15 protein-coding genes are annotated in these 17,806 nt (G+C 45.5%); 6 read left to right on the forward strand and 9 right to left on the reverse strand.

Going from position 1 to position 17,806, the window contains the following annotated elements; translation table 11 throughout:
• Positions 1 to 210 precede the first annotated feature (210 nt).
• The 4 genes from LZZ85_RS20610 (at position 211) to LZZ85_RS20625 (ending at position 6,892) form a co-directional block, all read left to right on the forward strand.
• A complete protein-coding gene (locus LZZ85_RS20610; RefSeq protein ID WP_237875250.1) occupies positions 211 to 3,258 on the forward strand; it encodes a glycoside hydrolase family 2 protein in 3,048 nt (1,015 codons plus the stop codon).
• Between the two features lie 301 nt (positions 3,259 to 3,559).
• Complete coding sequence (locus tag LZZ85_RS20615; RefSeq protein WP_237875251.1) at positions 3,560 to 3,898, forward strand: hypothetical protein; 339 nt, start codon at positions 3,560 to 3,562, stop codon at positions 3,896 to 3,898.
• Positions 3,899 to 3,962: 64 nt separating this feature from the next.
• On the forward strand, positions 3,963 to 6,290 hold the full coding sequence (locus LZZ85_RS20620; protein ID WP_237875252.1) for a TonB-dependent receptor: 2,328 nt from the start codon (positions 3,963 to 3,965) through the stop codon (positions 6,288 to 6,290).
• A 32-nt stretch (positions 6,291 to 6,322) separates the two neighbouring features.
• Positions 6,323 to 6,892 (forward strand): hypothetical protein, encoded by a 570-nt coding sequence (locus LZZ85_RS20625; RefSeq protein WP_237875253.1) that lies wholly within the window; start codon positions 6,323 to 6,325, stop codon positions 6,890 to 6,892.
• 105 nt (positions 6,893 to 6,997) lie between these two features.
• Here the strand turns inward: LZZ85_RS20625 and LZZ85_RS20630 are convergent, their stop codons facing one another.
• The 9 genes from LZZ85_RS20630 to LZZ85_RS20670 all read right to left on the reverse strand — a co-directional run bounded on the left by LZZ85_RS20630 (position 6,998) and on the right by LZZ85_RS20670 (position 16,086).
• Entirely contained in the window at positions 6,998 to 8,173 is a 1,176-nt protein-coding gene (locus LZZ85_RS20630; RefSeq protein ID WP_237875254.1) for a BamA/TamA family outer membrane protein, read from the reverse strand.
• A 56-nt stretch (positions 8,174 to 8,229) separates the two neighbouring features.
• A complete protein-coding gene (locus tag LZZ85_RS20635) occupies positions 8,230 to 8,760 on the reverse strand; it encodes a hypothetical protein (protein ID WP_237875255.1) in 531 nt (176 codons plus the stop codon).
• Positions 8,761 to 8,813: 53 nt separating this feature from the next.
• Positions 8,814 to 9,167, reverse strand: coding sequence for a TlpA family protein disulfide reductase (locus tag LZZ85_RS20640; protein ID WP_237875256.1), 354 nt, complete (start codon positions 9,165 to 9,167; stop codon positions 8,814 to 8,816).
• A 168-nt stretch (positions 9,168 to 9,335) separates the two neighbouring features.
• The gene (locus LZZ85_RS20645) at positions 9,336 to 10,838 is read right to left on the reverse strand and encodes a DUF4394 domain-containing protein (RefSeq protein ID WP_237875257.1); all 1,503 of its coding nucleotides are present in this window, start codon (positions 10,836 to 10,838) and stop codon (positions 9,336 to 9,338) included.
• 395 nt (positions 10,839 to 11,233) lie between these two features.
• Positions 11,234 to 13,270, reverse strand: coding sequence for a 5'/3'-nucleotidase SurE (locus LZZ85_RS20650; protein ID WP_237875258.1), 2,037 nt, complete (start codon positions 13,268 to 13,270; stop codon positions 11,234 to 11,236).
• Positions 13,271 to 13,358: 88 nt separating this feature from the next.
• Entirely contained in the window at positions 13,359 to 14,240 is an 882-nt protein-coding gene (locus LZZ85_RS20655; RefSeq protein ID WP_237875259.1) for a LytR/AlgR family response regulator transcription factor, read from the reverse strand.
• Between the two features lie 89 nt (positions 14,241 to 14,329).
• Positions 14,330 to 14,782 carry a hypothetical protein gene (locus tag LZZ85_RS20660; RefSeq protein WP_237875260.1) on the reverse strand — a complete coding sequence of 151 codons (453 nt, stop codon included), beginning with the start codon at positions 14,780 to 14,782 and terminating at the stop codon, positions 14,330 to 14,332.
• 39 nt (positions 14,783 to 14,821) lie between these two features.
• Positions 14,822 to 15,415: a M23 family metallopeptidase gene (locus LZZ85_RS20665; RefSeq protein WP_237875261.1), complete on the reverse strand. Its 594-nt coding sequence runs from the start codon at positions 15,413 to 15,415 to the stop codon at positions 14,822 to 14,824.
• 209 nt (positions 15,416 to 15,624) lie between these two features.
• Positions 15,625 to 16,086 carry a hypothetical protein gene (locus tag LZZ85_RS20670; protein WP_237875262.1) on the reverse strand — a complete coding sequence of 154 codons (462 nt, stop codon included), beginning with the start codon at positions 16,084 to 16,086 and terminating at the stop codon, positions 15,625 to 15,627.
• A gap of 116 nt (positions 16,087 to 16,202) precedes the next feature.
• Here LZZ85_RS20670 and LZZ85_RS20675 point away from each other — a divergent pair, with 116 nt between their 5' ends.
• Both LZZ85_RS20675 and LZZ85_RS20680 read left to right on the forward strand, forming a co-directional pair.
• A complete protein-coding gene (locus tag LZZ85_RS20675) occupies positions 16,203 to 16,802 on the forward strand; it encodes a hypothetical protein (protein WP_237875263.1) in 600 nt (199 codons plus the stop codon).
• Positions 16,803 to 16,909: 107 nt separating this feature from the next.
• Positions 16,910 to 17,719, forward strand: coding sequence for a CHAD domain-containing protein (locus tag LZZ85_RS20680; RefSeq protein ID WP_237875264.1), 810 nt, complete (start codon positions 16,910 to 16,912; stop codon positions 17,717 to 17,719).
• Positions 17,720 to 17,806 lie beyond the last annotated feature (87 nt).

Genomic DNA, 17,806 nt, shown 5'->3' on the forward strand with positions numbered 1-17,806 from the left:
GAAACACCAACGGATCACGCAGCCGGGATCGATTGCGCAAAATCATTTTCATCGCCAGTTTTTTTGATGTACTTATGCTTCCGGCAATTAACGATCGCAGCCTGTTGACGTATGAAACCTACAACACTTCATTCATGTGCGAATCTGCACACCACCCAAAACTCTATACCCGAATACGCTACACCGCATTTGTTTATCGATACATCCTGCATGAAAAAAATCCTTTTCACCATAGGCATCCTCGTGTTTCTATTACCATTTCACACCTTCGGCCAGAATGGAAGAACAGAGACTGATATCTCCCAGCTCAACTGGAAACTCCTGCCCGATACGGAAGCTAAATGGTTAGACGACACCCTGTATACGCCACCGGTCAATCTTGAAAAATTAAGCACCAATTATCCGACTGGTGGCTGGGATGAGCTAAAGAAACAGAAAGCAATATCCGTTACACTACCGGCCACCGTAGAACAATACTTCTGGGGAACCAACGGCAATAGCTTTGGTGTGTCGGGGAATTACGTTGGCGTCTCCTGGTTCTATACAGACCTGGATATTCCTGCTTCTATGCAGGGTAAACGTGTGACATTGCAATTTCAGGCCGTAAGATTTCGTGCAGAGATCTACGTAAACAGGAAACTGGCAGGATATGATCTTGTCAACAGCACTCCATTTGAAACAGATATTTCCAGATATGTAAACTACGGCAGCAGCAACGAGATCGCGATCCGCATCACAGATCCGAATGGGAATTTCGACTGGCGGGATTCGCAAACATTTATGTGGGGGAAATACCGGACCAATCCTACACATGGTTTTGGCGGCATCACTGGGAAAGTAAAACTTGTAAGCACTGATCAGGTTTATACATCCGATATCTATATAAAAAACAAGCCGGTTGTCAATGAAGTTGACGCAGTCATAACTCTCAATAACACAACAACAGCCAACGCTAAGGGATCGCTTTCGCTTGTTGTGAAGGAAATAAAGTCCGGAGGAAAGCAGGTTTATCAGAAAACCTTCCCCAATATTTCCCTCAAACCAGGCGAACAAACACGAACGCACACTATCAAGATCAACAACGCATTGCTTTGGGACACTGATAACCCCAACCTTTATACGATCGAAGCGCGCTGGCAGTCTGACAGCGCAACAGATCTTGCCAGCAGACGCTTTGGCTTTCGCTGGTTTGAAATAAAAGACATTAGGGGAGATAAACAGTTTTACCTGAACAATAAAAGAATTGTCGCCATCACCTCAATCTCATGGGGATTCTGGCCGGTAAATGGAATTGCACCTTCCGATGAACTGGCGAGAAAACAAGTTGAAGACGCAAAGCGTTTAGGGATGAACATGCTGAACTTCCATCGCACCATCGGCAACGAAAACGTACTTGATTATGCAGACGAATTCGGATTGTTGTATTACGAAGAGCCCGGTGGCAACCAGTTTCCGGCAAACCAGTTCAACCCGGCAGATGAGAAGGGAAAGCTACAAGCCGATTTTTATTTTGCGGCAAGAAATGAAAAACTGTTCAGGATGATCCGGCGTGACAGGAGCCATCCTTCACTTGTCATCTACAACATGCATAATGAACGTGGCGCTCAACCGCAGCAACAGGACAGTGCGCAAATGCTGGCAGCTCATCAATTGGATGAAACGCGGATCATCACCTATAACTCGTCCAATGGCGATATCAGGCAGGGCCCGGATACACGTTTCAAACTACACCTCCTCCCCTATGACCATACTTTCAGGGATTACGGATGGTTCGATCAGCATCATGCAGGCGGACCAGGTACATACCATGATAACCTTTACAAAAAGCCCACCGAATACGCTAAATATTTTGATCACAAAGACGAGATCATCTATTATGGAGAAGAAGGTGCGATCGGAACTCCTCCCCGGCTCCAACTGATCCGGGAAGACATTTTGAAAAGAGGAAAAAACATCGGATGGGAAACGGATGCTTATCTGAAATGGTATGATGCTTACAATGATTTCATCCATACAAAAGGTTTTACCAAAGCATTCCCAAATGTCGACAGCCTGACGAAGGCCATGGGCAATGTTGCTTACTATTACCAGGGAAGAGTGATCGAGAACGTACATATCAGCAATCTTATTGACGGCTACGCGATCAACGGATGGGAAAGTATGAAACTGGAAAACCATTCCGGCATCGTTGACAATTATCGAAACCTTAAAGGAGACCCTGACCTGATCGCCCGGTATAACCAGCCGTTGTATGTTTCTGTTAAGCTCAACAGGAAAGTTATGGCAACAGGCGATACCTCCACTGCGGATTTCTTTATTGTAAACAGGAAAGAACTGAAAGGAAAATTCCTGCTGAAAATAAAGGCCGTTGATCAAAACGGGAATACCTTGATCAGCAAAACTGAGATCGTCTCTGTGACCGGAGGAACCACGTACGGTGAACTTTTACTGAAAAGCATCGCCATTCCGGCCACCAGCGAAGGATACACAACGGTGAGTGCAGCGCTATATAAAAATGATCAATTGCTAGCCTCAGGCGCTGATAAACTTTACGCAGTCGCCTTCAATATGAAAGACCTGCCTGGAAAAGGAATGATCGCTGACACAAGTGGTATTCTCGCTAACTATTTCCGTTCCATCAATCTTCAAACCGCGGAATATAAAACAGGCAGGCCGGAAGGAAAATATCTGATCATCGGCGCCTTTCAGCCACAGCAAACAGGAAATCCGCTGGTAACAGATATCCTGGAGTGGGTTAACGAGGGCAACACATTGATCGTTGTGAGCAACACTGAAGCATGGGCAGCACATCTCGCAAAAAAAGAAGTGATCGATTACAGGGGAAGCCAGACAATGGGCACCACCTGGTATGGCGGCAATTTCTTTTCAAAACAGCATGAATTATTCGAAGGATTGCCGCAGGCACAGGTGTTTAACTGGGAATATCAGTGCTTCGCCACGTATAATAAAAGCCGTGTCGGTTTACGGATCTTAAATGGAGATCCTGTAGTGGCAGCGGTTTCTGATCATAAGCCGGAAGTATATTCCGCTTTGTCCATTATCCCACACGGGAGAGGTAAGATCATTATTTCTACACTGGATATTTTTTCCTGCCTGAAAGACGTGAAAGTAAACCGCCTGCCGGAGGGTGATGGAGAAAACGCATCGATGAGCACGTTCAACAATGCACAAACGAATAAGGCAAATGTGGTTGGACAGCAATTACTGATCAACATGATCCGGCTTGCCGGGAAATAAGGGAGACCAGGTGAGAGCAGTTCACCGTTGTCCGTTGGCCGTTGACCGATGGCCGCATTTGGATGAAAGCTTTGCTGATAAAGTATAGGGTATTGCGACGGAGAGCCTATGTATTTCAGCCATCGGTCATCGGCCATCGGTCAACGGACAACGGTCAACGGACAACGGACAACGTTCATCGAGCTACTACACGAAGACTTCTTACCTAAACAACATTGCATTAAAAACCGGTGAGACCTCCAAATAAAACTTGCCTGTAACACCGAATCCCCTAAATTTGCGACATTGTTGCAATTAGATCTTGCGTAAAAATCAGACCATACGGGCAATTCTGGGCAGTTTCCTGCTGCTGATCTTCCTCACGGGCATCACGCCAAAAAGGTACTGGCATGACCTGCTGGCGGATCACTCAGACGTCCTCGCTTCGGTAAATCAAAGCGATGAGCTCCAGATCAACCAGGCCGGGTTTAATTGCGATTGCAATACACTGGTTGCTACATCGCCTTTTACAGAAACGATCGAAACATTCCTGGAGATCCCTTTCCTGGTTCATGAGCAACATCATCTCGTTTCCGCATCTCAGCTTTATCATTCCGATCTTACTTATTATTCACTTCGCGGTCCGCCTGCAATTGTATAAACTATTGGGTTAAGCGAAAGCCTCGTTGTGCTTTTGCCATTCTGTTTATTCAATCCTTAAGAGAGTGAAACGTCTATTCGCAGTGGCAGCATTGATTGTTGCCCCATTCCTACTGGTTGCCCAACCGTGCAACCTGTCTTTTTCCGGTCATGTTGAAGATGCCAGTACAAAAGAAATGCTCGCCTCGGCTGTCGTTTCCATACGCGGCACATCGTATCAAACGATCACGAACGAACGTGGTGATTTTCGTTTTAATGGCCTCTGCGTGGGAAGATACTCGGTTGTGATCAGTCATGTGAACTGCGATTCAGTGATCCGGGAGGTCGATCTCCAGAAAGATCTTCATCTCGATATCTTTCTTCCGCACGCCTTGAAAACACTGGGAGAAGTAGTCGTTGAAGCAAGAAAAGGAACGCCAAATACAGGATTTAAAAAAGAACTATCCGGTCAGCAACTCGAAGAGACCCGGGGTCTCTCTCTTGCAGAAGCATTAAGCAAAATGAATGGTGTAACGATGCTGCAAACCGGGTCCACCATTTCAAAACCTGTGATACACGGTTTGCACAGCAGCCGGATCCTGATGATCAATAATGGTGTAAGGCAGGAAGGGCAGCAATGGGGAAATGAACATGCCCCGGAGATCGATCCTTTTATTGCCAACAGGCTGACCGTGATCAAAGGCGTTGATGAACTGAAATATGGCTCTGATGCAATCGCCGGGGTGATACTCGTTGAGCCACGTACGCTTCGCGTCTCGCCAGGTTACAATGCAGAATTCAATACCGGTTATTCAACCAATAATCGACAGATGGTCGTCTCGGGCATCTGGGAACAACAATTGAAAAGTCTTCCCGCATTTACTTATCGGATCCAGGGAACGTTCAAAAAAGGCGCCAACGCTGCAACCCCGGATTATCGTTTGAATAACACTGGTTCTGAAGAACGTAACTTCTCTATCACCACAGGATGGCGCAGACAAAATTTTCAAACCGAACTTTTTTACAGCCAGTTCGCAACTAAGCTTGGCATCTTCAGAGGGTCACATATCGGCAATCTCACCGATCTGCAACACGCGATCGATGCCCCCAAACCTGCGGATGTTTTTACCGGAGAGAATACTTACAGGATCGACAGACCTTATCAGCAGGTGATGCATCAACTGATCAAATCAAGATCAACATTACGCACAGGTCAGCATAAATTCAATCTTTCTGTTGCAGGTCAGTTCAACCAGCGGAAGGAATTTGATATCGTCCGCAGTAGCACGAATGATCGCCCGCAATTAGATCTTTCTATCTATACCATCTCTGAAGACCTGAACTGGGAACACCCCCGGAAAAATAATCTGACGGGAACAGCAGGGATTGCCATGTCTCAACAACAGAACCGGTATAGCGGACGGTATTTTATCCCAAACTATGAAGCTTATACGTTTGGCGGTTACTGGATAGAAAAATGGAGCCGCCATAAATGGGAGCTTCAGGCGGGTGTGCGTTACGACTATAAAATGATCGAAACCAGAAGGCTGAAGTTCAACGGAGATACACTTGACCATGATTTTAGCTTCTCCACGCTGGCTTCTTCTTTGAACGCAAATTATAAAGCTTCCTCCAATTGGGATTTGAATCTCGGAATAAGCTTTTCCAGCCGCGCACCTTACGTAAATGAGTTGTTGAGTGATGGCCTTCATCATGGTACTGCCAACTATGAAAAAGGCGATATCAATCTAAAACCAGAACGGTCAGTTTCGCTTTCTTCCGGTATACGCTTTCACAATAATGAAAACACGTTTCACGCGGATGTATTGCTCCATGCAAACCTTATAAAAGATTTTATCTATCAGCAGCCAGTACCGGGCAGTCCGGTACTAACCATTGCAGGTGCATTTCCACTGCTCGAATATCAGCAAACAAACGCAATGCTTACAGGTGTTGACCTTTCCACATCATGGATGCCTGCAAAAGCTATTCAATTCAATACAAAACTGGCTATCCTCTACGGCTATAACCGAACTACCCGTGACTGGCTGATACTAATGCCGGCAAACAGGCTGAGTGGTGAGATCAGCTATTCGTTTGCAGACAGAGGCGCTTTCACGGGTAACTATATTTCTGCTGAATGGATTGGTGTGGACAGGCAACGCCGCACACCAGACGAAACAAATGGCAAACAGGATTACAAAGCACCGCCAGCTGCCTATCAATTGGTGAATCTGCAGGCGTCGACCACCTTTCAACTGGGCGGCTGGCCTTTTACATTGGGTGCGGGAGTCCGCAATTTGTTCAACACACGCTACCGTGACTATCTCAACAGTATGCGTTATTTCACAGATGAGATGGGGCGCAATGTCAGTCTTCGCCTGAAGATCAGCTTTGAAAAAAGCGCACACTGACATATTCATTCGTAATCACTAAAAACAAATAAATGAAAGCACAACTGACAAAGATCGCCTTTGCGGCGTTTCTCACGACCGGCCTTTTAACTGCCTGCAGCAAGGATGATGATATCGTGGAAGAGAACCACGAAGAAGTGATCACCACGCTGAAACTCACGTTTACGCCCGTGGGCGGTGGCACCGCAACGAACTTCCAGTTCAGAGACCCGGACGGTCCGGGTGGCGCAGCTCCCACTCAGGACGAGATCGTACTTGCTCCATCTAAAACTTACACAGTAGCCGTGCAGTTGTTGAATGAAACCCATACGCCTGCTGAAGACATCACAGAAGAAGTAGAAGCCGAAGCTGATGCTCATCGTTTCTACTATCAGCCATCCGCTGGCAGTAACATCACTGTAAACAATCTGAATAATGATGCGAATGGTATACCCCTGGGTCTTACAAGCACATGGACCACTGCAGCAGCAGCCAATGGCACCGTTAAAATAACGCTTCGACACTACCCTGGCAACCCTCCCGCCAAAGCAGCAGCTGATGCAGTTGACAGTAATAAATCAGGAACGGATGTGGAGGTGACGTTTGTTGCGAAAGTGCAATAAAAGTAAAAATTCAAAAGTAAAAAGTAAAAAATATTACCCCTTGGGCAGAACACTGTTCTGCATGTTGGGTAATCTTTTTACTTTTTACTTTTGAATTTTTACTTTCTAAAAAGCTTCTCCGCTATAGATATAAAAACTGGACCCTTCTGTAGTGAATCCGAGATCAAATCGCAGGTAGATATCTTTTTTCGGGAATAGCAGGTAGCGTAACCCTACTCCTCCTGAGTAACGTACATTTCTTGCATGGATATGATTCAGTTTTGGAGCCACTACTGCAGCGCCACCAAAAACGGCAGCTCCAATTCTTTTTGAAAAGGATAAGGGCAGCATCCTGAATTCAGCCTGCGTACCGACAAGATTCCTGTCCCGGAAACGTCCCTGGTAATAGCCCCGCATCCCCATATCCCCGCCCATTAAAGCCATCTGGTTAAAAGGTACTTCACCGTGCAAAAATGTTGCGTACATCTGCCATGCAAATACGTTGCGCTTGCTCACGCGGTGAAATGAACGGAGATCAGCATTGATACTGTTGAACCTGTACTTACTCCCCCAGCCCGGCGAATACTGAAGAAACGCCAGCTCCGCAAAAAGCCCCTCGCGAACATTCAGGACATTATGACGATTGTCATACACAACAGCAACACCCAGGCCCAGGTTGGTAGAGCCATTACTCCCTGTGGGCAACTCATGCGGATCCTGGTCAGGTTGTTTGAAATTCACATCAGACAAGAGCTGGAAATCAACTTCAGGTCCGATAAAGAAATTGGGTTTTATCTTACGTAAGATCCTTTGCCGGAAAATGATATTATTGGCATCCACAACGGCATAGTTATGCGGCTTTGTCTCCGATCCGATCCCATAATAAAAAAGGGGAAACCGCTGCAGCCTTGTTCTTCCCAGGAAGAACCATTTATCCTTATCTCCGTAGATGGCGTTATCGATCCATAGTCCATATTGAGAGTTGAACGTAAAAAAAGCAAAAGCCTGTATCTCGCTCAACCTGTTTGCAGGATCTTGTTTTGCGCGGAATAGTTTTAATATAGATGCACCCAGTTCAATTCCTGTTTCAGGGGCATAAGCGAACGAAGGATAATAAGTCAAACTGGGCTGGTTATCTGCAGCAGTATCATTAAAGATCCTGTTCACCTGCCTCATGAGAAAGTTAGGACGCTTTTGAGCGGGCGTTTCATCCTGCGCAACGGCAGTATCATTGAAACAGACTGCCAGCAGAAGCAGGCTGCTGATCTTTGCGAAGAAAGGTTTCTTAAGGGTTTGGTTCACGGAGTGAAGGTAGGCCTTGCGATGGAAATTCAGCGCGGAAATAACCGATTTGTGCACTAAACTTTTCCGGCCTGCACAAGGGTTTCCAGATGGGCCAGCCTGCCCTCAAGCCGTTCCCTGAGTTTTCTGTCAATGATCATAAACTCAATACTTTCCGCTTTGTATCTGATTCGTATTACTATGGGATAGTAATTCAATGACCGCTCTTTTCTCATAATCATTTCGGCAACTTGCCTCGTTTCTATGTCCACATACCGGGAAACGGCAAAAGGTGTAAGAAAATGGAGACGGGTGATCTCTCCAGTATTTTCCACCTCAGTAAGATATCGAGTATCATCCCTTAAGAAAAGTACAAAGGCATAAAAGCTGAACAGGCCCACAAACATGATCAGGCCATTTAAGAACTCCATGTCAAGATATAATACAGCTGCGAAAAGAACAATAAAGACGCGAAGGAACGATCCCAGGACTGCTTTTATTTTTACAGTGAATAGCTTGCTGCTAAACCTTGTCCCTAAAAACACGGAAATCAGCAGTGACAGTGCCAGGTAGCCCAGTGCAGAAAATAAATAGCCCCAGTAACTCATAAGGAAAAAAATTAAGACACTCCGATAGTTATCTTATCAGGAAACAACTCTCTTCATTTTAACAGATCCGACAGCAATTTATCCAGGGCACTCATATCTTCCTCAAACCGGCCAATTATCTTACCCGATCTATCTACAAGGATCTTTGTGGGATAAGAACTGATACCATAGGGAACGGACGGATCTGTTGGCGTATTTCTTCCCGGTAACACCTGTTTCCATGGCAACTTATCATCCACAATGGCTTTTCTCCACGCATCCTGCGTGTTATCATCAGCGGCGACGCCAACGATCTCTAACCCTTTATTCCGGTATTTTTCATAAAGATCTATCATATGCGGATGGCCTTTTCTGCAAGGCAAACACCAGCTACCCCAGAAATCGATCAATACATAACTGCTACTCAATTTAATGTTTGGCCTACAAAGCACTTCCAATATAAAACTATTCTCTGGAAAGACATTGTAAAATGAACTGTACAATGCACAAAAAAACGTACCGGAAGAGCTGAATTATTTCTTTAACAAAAAATAGTTCAGCTCTTCCGGTACGATTCAATTGATTGGTAGACCTGCTTAGAAACCAAGTCCTACAGCAAACCCTTTCACCGCAGAAGGGAAATTCACCGGCTCCGTCAATGCACCGGTTCCTGTATTCACAGTATAGATCCTGGTTGTTCCACCGACAGTAGCAAGCACCCATGCTTTATTACTGGTGCCACCTATATCAAATCCGTTTGCACTGGTGATATCAACTCCAAGGGCGCCGATCTCTACCAGCACACCATTGTTAGGAGGATTCTGCTCATACAGTTTATCGGTTGTATGATCTATCACAAACAACCTGGTAGCGGTTGATCCGGCGAAATTGTTTGTGTAAGCTGCCGCACTTACCGCTGGTGTCCCCGGATTCAGCACACCATCCGTTCCGGCGACAACACCATTATCGGGATTCAACCGAAGGTTCTGCCCGGCATTGCTTACAACACGAATACGATCAACAGTTGGATTGAAATCGAAGCCAAAATCCGTTCCGCTTAACGCAGGAATGAACGGAATGGCACCAACCTGCACAGCGGCGCCTGTTCCCAGGTTCAATACATACAATCTGCTGGTACTGCCTAATGCGAAAAGCTGACCTGTTGCCGGACGGAAATCGATCCCATGGATCGTTTCTCCCGGCTGCAATCCGTCTATGCTTTTTGTAACAACTGTTGGAGACGCGGGATTGAATATATGAAGTTTGTTTGCCGCATCTACAGCATAAGCTACAGGATCTGTCGGGATCGCTATATCCAGTAATGTCTGTGAAAGATTGCCGATACCGGTGGTTTTACCTGTATTCAGATCCAGCGTATACAATGGATTGGAAGTACCGGATTTCACTGCAACCAGCGCTACACTGTTATCCGGGTTGATATCAAACGCGGCCTGTCCGGAGAAAGTAAAGCCGAGGCTCCCTATTTCAATAAGCACTCCATTATTAGGAGGATCCTGCTTGAACAGTTTGCCGCTTGCAGCATCGAGATCATACAAAGTGGTAGAAGATGCGCCTCCTTTACTATTGGTATAAGCGATACCGCCGATCGCAGGAGTGCCTCCGCCGTTGATAGCAGCATCCGTTCCGGCAGTCACACCGGTTTCAGGATGAAGGCGTAGGTTCTGTCCATTATTACTTACCAATCTTATGCGATCGAGGGTCGGGTTAAAATCGATAGAGGCTACTGTACCCGACAAAGCCGGTGTGAATGCAGCAGATCCAACCGTACGCCCCGCAGCTGTGGAAGTATTCACCACATAGAGTTTGCTGGCATTTGATAAAGCATATAATTCTCCAGTTGCCGGACGAAAATCTATACTCATCAGCTTTTCGCCAGAACCAATTCCGGTAATTGCTTTTTTGGAAGAGAACATCGACGGACTTTTCGCATTGAATGAAACAAGTTCATTCGATTCTGTAAGACCATATACCATAATATCCGGCCCGGATACATTTTGCATATCGTCATCATCTTTATCACATGAGGTGAAGAATACGGAACCCGCCAGAAGCAGGCAAAGGGTTGACAGTTTGGTCATTGGGTAATAGTTAGGTTAATAATTTAAAAAGGCCTTAAGCTGACATTGCATAGATGTACGTAAGCCACCACGTGACTGGATTTAAAAAGAAATTAGAAAGAGTTAAGATTTTGCGGAAAAGAAACCAGGTCGTAAAAGGAATGCTTATGTCAACATGATCATCAATACAACTTAAGAATATCCATTGGCCAGTTGATCAAAATACCTGCCGTAAGTGCCGATCCGATTATTCTATTGGACACTTTTCCTGGTTTAAGAGGAATAAATAAAAAATAGTCTGTCATTATTCGTAACCCTCAGGTGGATGTTTCAACAATGACAAATAAATATGAGCAAAAGATTTCCCACCATCCCCATCGGTAAGACAGGGACGGGAAATCATTGAAAGCTGTTCGCTACCGGAATGCGGGTGGTTGAAACTTTTGTGTTCTCCACTTTGTCAATAGTGCTGAACTATTCTCCTCAATCGTCATTGGAGTGATCACGATGTAATTCTTTTCGATCAACGCATCATCATACATCTTTTTCATGTTACGTGGGTCGGCGCTGAAGCCCATCTTCCAGGTAGTCACATGTTCCGCCGGATCGTTTTCTGGATCATCGGCGCGTTGGGCGATGATATACTCCGGCCATTCACATGCAATGCGTCGCTCAGCGATCTTCACGCCTTCGATTTCAGTCCCTTTTCCAGGAAAACCTACGGTGAGAAACTGTTTATCTCCGATCGTTGCCACCAATGGGGAATTGATCAGCTCAGCGATCCAATTGAGGATCCTGCCAAATAGCGGGCTGTCTTCGTCACAGCCTGAAAATGCAACCGACCTTACGCCAAGAAAAGCAGCCATCCTTGCGGCACCTATTGTTCCTGAGCCAAACCATTCGGGCCCGGCATTAGCGCCTCCGTTTATTCCTGACAATACAAGGTCTGGTCTTTCATTTCCAAAGAAGCCTGTCAACCCGAGCAACACACAATCTGCCGGATAACCATTCGTTGTATAGACCGATATATTCATGAGCGTATCAGGTGAAAGCTTTTTAACCGTTATGTTCTGTTGATCCTGCCCCATCAACGATTTGTTCGAAAACCCTGAACGATCTGTATCTGACACGAGGATCGAAACACGTTCTGCGGATGTCTTTACGGCTTTTGCCAGTGCGATCAATCGTTCCCTGTCGCCAATGCCATCATCATTCGTGATCAGGATATGTTTATAGCGAACATCAGCAGCAATGACCGGTAATGCGAGAGATACTACCAGAATGATCAGCGAAGCTTTCTTTATCGCTTCCGGACCGGCCGCCACGATCTTGCTGCGTGTTGTTTTTTGTTTTAGTCCGAACAATGGTCTGATCAATTTCCATCTGCGGATCAGCAGTTCATAGATCAGCAATGATCCGGCAAAAGTTCCTGCAACGAGCAACACGAACTTTACCACAAAACCATACGACTGATCTATCAGGTAATAGGCGATCACCATCATCACAGTCTGGTGAAGAATGTAAAAAGGGAATACAGCTTCATTTGCATAAGCAAGAAACCTGCTGCTCCTTGTCAGGTAGACCGATGCATACCCAAACAAAACAAGGATCCAGCTCCAGAAATTGAATACACTTACAAAGGCTTCCGTAAAATGAACAAGATAAGAATCGTGAAGAAATGATTTTCTTGCCATCAGTAATAAAAACGCCACGATGGCAAAGACAAGATTACGGCGCCGGTGATCACGAACTACCTTCCAAAAGATCTCCCCGGATGAGATCAGGAGAAAACCAAAGAAAAACAAGGTGCAGGTATTGATGATTGTAAACCAGTCACCGGTCAGTGCATGCGTTACCGGGAAGAATGGCTCGATAAAAGCCTCGATAAGATACAATGGGATGATAAAAATGTACATCCCCCAGGACTTTGCCAGTTGTCTAGAAGTAAAAGCAGACAGGGCATTCCCCCGGTTTTTCTTTACATATAAAAAAGCCGGGATCAGTACAAGGGAGAACAGCAACAGGTATGGCAGGAACCATAGATGGTGCCAGCTCAGGTTGCCCATGGGGTAGGCTTCGCTGGCCAGGCTTGCAGGCCAGAAATCCAGGTAAGAACCGCTGAACTGATGTTTCGCAAGGCGTTCTGCGTAGATCTGGGGTGGCACGATCACCGCCATTCCAAAAAGAAGCGGTAGCAAAAGACGTTTGATGCGCTCGCCGGCAAACTGACCTCCCGTTCTGTTTTGCAGGGCAAACCATGTCCCCATCCCGGAGATCACGAAAAGCAGGGGCAGGCGCCATTGGTTCAGAAACAGCATCGGATACACCAGCCAGTCGTAGATCCGGTTATTTTTCAGATGAAATCCCCAGGGAACGAATAGCATTCCGACATGGTAGAAGATCAATAACCCAAAGGCGATCACGCGGAGCCAGTCCAATTCATATCTGCGCATAAAATGATTTTGTGCAAACCTATCGTTCTAACTCCTTATTTACCAGTGAATGGGATCAGCAACATGGTTTTGGGACGAACAACAAAGCTCAGAGGGACTTTCGCTTTTCTTCAAACGCGGCGATCAGGTTGCGGGAAACCGGGATCGCTTCATCACACTGTTTCAACCGAAGACGATAACCCTGTGCATTGCCACTCACCTCTTCAATGACGAGCAGGTTGACCAGATAAGAGCGGTGTGTCTTCAATAAAAAAGGAAGACCGGCCAACTGCGCCTCCAGCTCCTTCATACTGATCCGTTTCAATAATTTATGGACCAGTCCGTCATTGTCGAGATAGATCTCCACGTAGTTCTTTTCCGCACGGGCAAACAAAAGAGCGCCTGCATCAAGCAGAAAATCGTCACTTCTTACCTGGGTCTGGATCGGAATGAATTTACCTGTCACAACATCCTGCGGCAACCTGACTTCCGGCAACGCCTCAGCATGGGACCGGTTAAGACGATAGAGGCGGTTAAAATTTGCCGGCACAAAAATGCAGCTGAAAAGGGCACCGACGAGCAGCGCATTGCGGATCTCTTCATAAAAATAGCGCCACGACCAGTTATTGGGATTGTTATAGATCACATCCCTGATCAGGAATTGAACGATTCCTATCAGTAAAAGCAGGCTGACTATAACAATTATTTCGCGGCCTACATTCCAGCGTTCATCCAATCCCGGGATCTTTTGCAATCGTGAAAAGCACAACCAGTAAATTATCGCGGGGATCAATGCATGGATCAGGCAGATGAACACAAAGGGCATTCTATGCTCCTGTACATTCACCTCAAAAGGCTCAATCAGGTAATTAAAAAGGAACACCGATATGAACAGAATAAGCGAGCTTGTTATTAACAGCCGGCCCTGGTAATAAAAAGGGTAAGGCTGTGAAAGGAATTTCTGTAAGCGGTTATAGATAGTGATCAGCATGGATGATTGCAATAAAATGACGATTCGATATTGTTAGCTGGCCGTTGATCATACGCAGCAGATTGCGACCGGGCCGGCTTATGACAAGCTTATCCATCAAGTGTTATATCACCCGGAGCATCTCCGGTCATCTGGATAGTAAAAACATGCCCATCATGAATAGTAGTAAAGCTGATCTCCCAGTCAGGAGTTTCGCGTGTGATACGGGGGACGGTAAGACTATCCAACGAAAATTCTTCCCTGAAGTTTTTGATACTGAAATTCTCCTCGTACTTCCTGAACTCCTCTTCCAATCGTGGAATGATCTTTAAAAGATATTGATCATAGTTTCTCTGAAGGTCGAGATAGAAATCCCGCTGACTCTGAGAGGGGCCTTGTTCACTTGCTTCAATCAGGTGTTCGATCTCTTTTTCTGCCGGCGCAAAATATCCCGCACCGCTCAAAAATGCCTTTGAGGGATCACCAGGCTTTATTAAAGTAAGTGTCCCGAAAAATTCATCTTCGATCTTTTTCGGTTTTTTAAAGAGGTCGAATAATCCCATAACAGCGCATTATTATTCAGCTAATATACAAAACCCCGTTCACGGGCGTTCATACTTCCGGCCATTCCTGGGAATCAACACTCCTTTACTGGTTTTAAATTTCGTTTGAACAAACGAATCTTTATCATAGGTCAATCTCCTCTTTACTGAAAAATGAAGATGCGGTCTGATAACAAGCCCTGTTGCACCACTCAATGCAATTTCCTGCCCTTTCGAAACGCGGCCTTTTTTTACCAGCACACCATTTTTCGCCAGATGCCAGTAGCAACCAAAGCTGCCATCATCATGTTTGATGATAATATAATTTGCACTACTCTTATTGTCTTCGAACATACCGCCTTCATCACTATCATCTTTATAACTGTACATAATTCCTTCGCGCGCTGCGCGAACAGATGTACCAACAGGCATTGCAAAATCGATCGCTGCCACGTGAGCGTGCGAGAAGAGGCCGCCATATCCCTGCACAACCCTGAAACTTTCTCCTTTTTCAAAAGGAAGCCCATATTCATAGGGATCGATTTGATCCGTTACATCCGTTTGATAAAAGAACAGGATACAACCGACAGTAACCAGCACTGCAAATACAGCCAGCAACCATTTAGACATCTTTACTATTCGCGATGCTCTCATCTTTACTTAGATCATACATTCTTTTAAAACAATATCAAACACTTTAACCCTACGATCATTTATGACAAGGGAATACTTTTGTAAAAGTATCACAACAATCCGGAGAAGTTAAAAAAGAAACGCGAAGAAAACAACAGGTGTTATCGTTTTCTTCGCGCCAGCCAGTTCAGATCTGGTATCACTTTATTTAAACGGAGCACTCATCAACCTCAACTTTTTTTGAGTAGCAACTCCATTTGCTTTTTTAACTGATCGATCGCTTCTGTCTGCTGCCTGATCATTTTTTCCTGACTTTCTAAAGCCTTTGCCTGTTTCTGCTGTTGTTGATCCTGTTCAAGAATGTAAAGGGTCAGCTCTTCGATCTTTTTCAGGAGCGTTGCCTGGTTATCTCCAAGGTCCAAACCATTCTTTTCAACTTCCGCCGCGGAAGGTACACCAGGGAGATGTTTATTTTCCTTAATGAAGGCAGCTACTTCATGTAATGCCGGTAGCTTGTAAGTTGGCTCGAAAACATAATCGGCCCAGGGTTGCAAGCTTACTTTTACCTTTTCTGCTATAATGTTTCCTCCAACGGAAAGCTTGTATCCGGTTGCAAAGGCTGATATGCCGATACCTACCTGTCCATTTGCATCGATAGCCAGGGCATTGGATCCGGAATTGGTAAAGTCCATCCCCCTGGACATCCAGTTTTGAAAAAGCTACAGTTCAGCTCCAAAAAAGTCAGTTCATAACAGCCCCATCCTGACACGAATGGCCAGTGCATTAGTTTTACGCAAACAATCACCAAATGGTATCACGTATTATCACCGCTGCCTTACTGACCGCAACGCTTGTATCATGCAAGACGGATAAAGAAGAAATCATCATTCCACCTGCCACCCTGGAAATGACCCGGACGATCACCCTCCCATTTCAAAATAATCTTCGGAAAACAGCTTCCTACAGCCAGACCTCCGGCCTCGTATCATATGCAACGCTCGAAAACGATCTGTTATCACTCAGTTTCGTTGCGGAACCTGCAGCTGATCGTAGCATGGCTGATGGCATCACGTTCCAACTGCATACAAAACATCTGGCATCACCGGTAAAAACCTATTCGTTCAGTGACCCGGCAAATAAGATCGAACACGCGAGATACACATTCAGCGACCACCAGCAGGCAACCAGGATCAGGATCATAGATACCAAAATGGGTTCGTCTTTCACCGGAAGGCTGACTATTACGGCTTACGATCCCGCAAATCACCTCATCAGCGGATACTATTCGATCGAGATCCCGGACCTGATCTACGATCCGAGCAACCTGCAGGCGGGAGTTCCAGGAGATCCAAAAGACCAAAGCTATCTTCAATTGACCGGTAGCTTCGAAAACGTACGGATCAAATAGCGTATCCTTTTTGATGGTAAAAAATTTAATACAGGCAATGCCCGGTTCTGGCGCATTGCTTGTATCGTTTACAGGCGGTTTGATCTACTTACCTGAAAATATCCCAGATGACCAGAAAGGAACTCCTTGATATCACCAATGCTCACTACCGTAATATGGAACACCATATCTCCGGAATGAAAGAAATGGACGAAGAAGCCATTCACCAGTTCAGGGTTGAATACAAAAAACTGCGCGCACTCTTCAGATTACTGTCCACATTGCCCGGTATACAGAAAGAGATTAAACCCGCTAAAAAATTAAAACAGTTGTATTCAATATGCGGAAAGATCCGGGACCTTCAGCTGGAGCAACAACGGATCAGGAAAGCTTCAGCAAACAAAAAACAGACACAAGCTCATTGTACCACCTTAGAACGTTCCATCCTCACGCTTGTACCTGAACTGAAAAAACAACTGGATAAAGATCCTCTATCCGCCAGTGGAAAAAAAACAGAAAGCCTTCTGCCTGCTGAATTCAGCTTACACGATTTTCACCGGTTTGCCCGTTTACAATGGACAGCTATCAAAGCAATTCTTAGATCCGGGATCAGTGCAGATGATCATCTTCATACCATCAGGAAATACTTCAAGGATCTTTATTACAACCTGAAGATCTATGACGGTGCTGAATACCGGCTATTGCACAAAAAAATACTACGAAAAATGACAGACAGCGAGGTTAAAGAGCTGCTGGATCAACTGGGCGATTTCCAGGACAGGAGTACATCACTGGAGTTGCTCAAAAATTACTGGTTAAACAGCTACCCGATCAATACACATCTTGTACTCGACAGTATTCAGCAAGAATGGATAACAGACCGTGAACAATGCTTCCGTGATCTTGGAAAGAAAATGAAAACCTTACCACTTAAATAGTGACACACTGTGACGGCTCCCTGCACCTTCACCTGACGGGTGAAAATAAACAGGTCTGGCGAGGATGGAAATGAAGTATTCGCAATG

Source organism: Terrimonas ginsenosidimutans, assembly GCF_022012415.1.
Classification (GTDB): Bacteria; Bacteroidota; Bacteroidia; order Chitinophagales; family Chitinophagaceae; genus Terrimonas_A; species Terrimonas_A ginsenosidimutans.

What these genes read in the sequence shown, in the direction of transcription:
- LZZ85_RS20670 (WP_237875262.1), bottom strand. Translation starts at nt 16,086, where the DNA reads ATGGACTTTACCAATTCCGGATCCAATGCCCTGGCTATCGATGCAAAT.
- LZZ85_RS20680 (WP_237875264.1), top strand. Translation starts at nt 16,910, where the DNA reads ATGACCAGAAAGGAACTCCTTGATATCACCAATGCTCACTACCGTAAT.
- LZZ85_RS20610 (WP_237875250.1), top strand. Translation starts at nt 211, where the DNA reads ATGAAAAAAATCCTTTTCACCATAGGCATCCTCGTGTTTCTATTACCA.
- LZZ85_RS20645 (WP_237875257.1), bottom strand. Translation starts at nt 10,838, where the DNA reads ATGACCAAACTGTCAACCCTTTGCCTGCTTCTGGCGGGTTCCGTATTC.
- LZZ85_RS20655 (WP_237875259.1), bottom strand. Translation starts at nt 14,240, where the DNA reads ATGCTGATCACTATCTATAACCGCTTACAGAAATTCCTTTCACAGCCT.
- LZZ85_RS20650 (WP_237875258.1), bottom strand. Translation starts at nt 13,270, where the DNA reads ATGCGCAGATATGAATTGGACTGGCTCCGCGTGATCGCCTTTGGGTTA.
- LZZ85_RS20675 (WP_237875263.1), top strand. Translation starts at nt 16,203, where the DNA reads ATGGTATCACGTATTATCACCGCTGCCTTACTGACCGCAACGCTTGTA.
- LZZ85_RS20625 (WP_237875253.1), top strand. Translation starts at nt 6,323, where the DNA reads ATGAAAGCACAACTGACAAAGATCGCCTTTGCGGCGTTTCTCACGACC.
- LZZ85_RS20635 (WP_237875255.1), bottom strand. Translation starts at nt 8,760, where the DNA reads ATGAGTTACTGGGGCTATTTATTTTCTGCACTGGGCTACCTGGCACTG.
- LZZ85_RS20660 (WP_237875260.1), bottom strand. Translation starts at nt 14,782, where the DNA reads ATGGGATTATTCGACCTCTTTAAAAAACCGAAAAAGATCGAAGATGAA.
- LZZ85_RS20665 (WP_237875261.1), bottom strand. Translation starts at nt 15,415, where the DNA reads ATGAGAGCATCGCGAATAGTAAAGATGTCTAAATGGTTGCTGGCTGTA.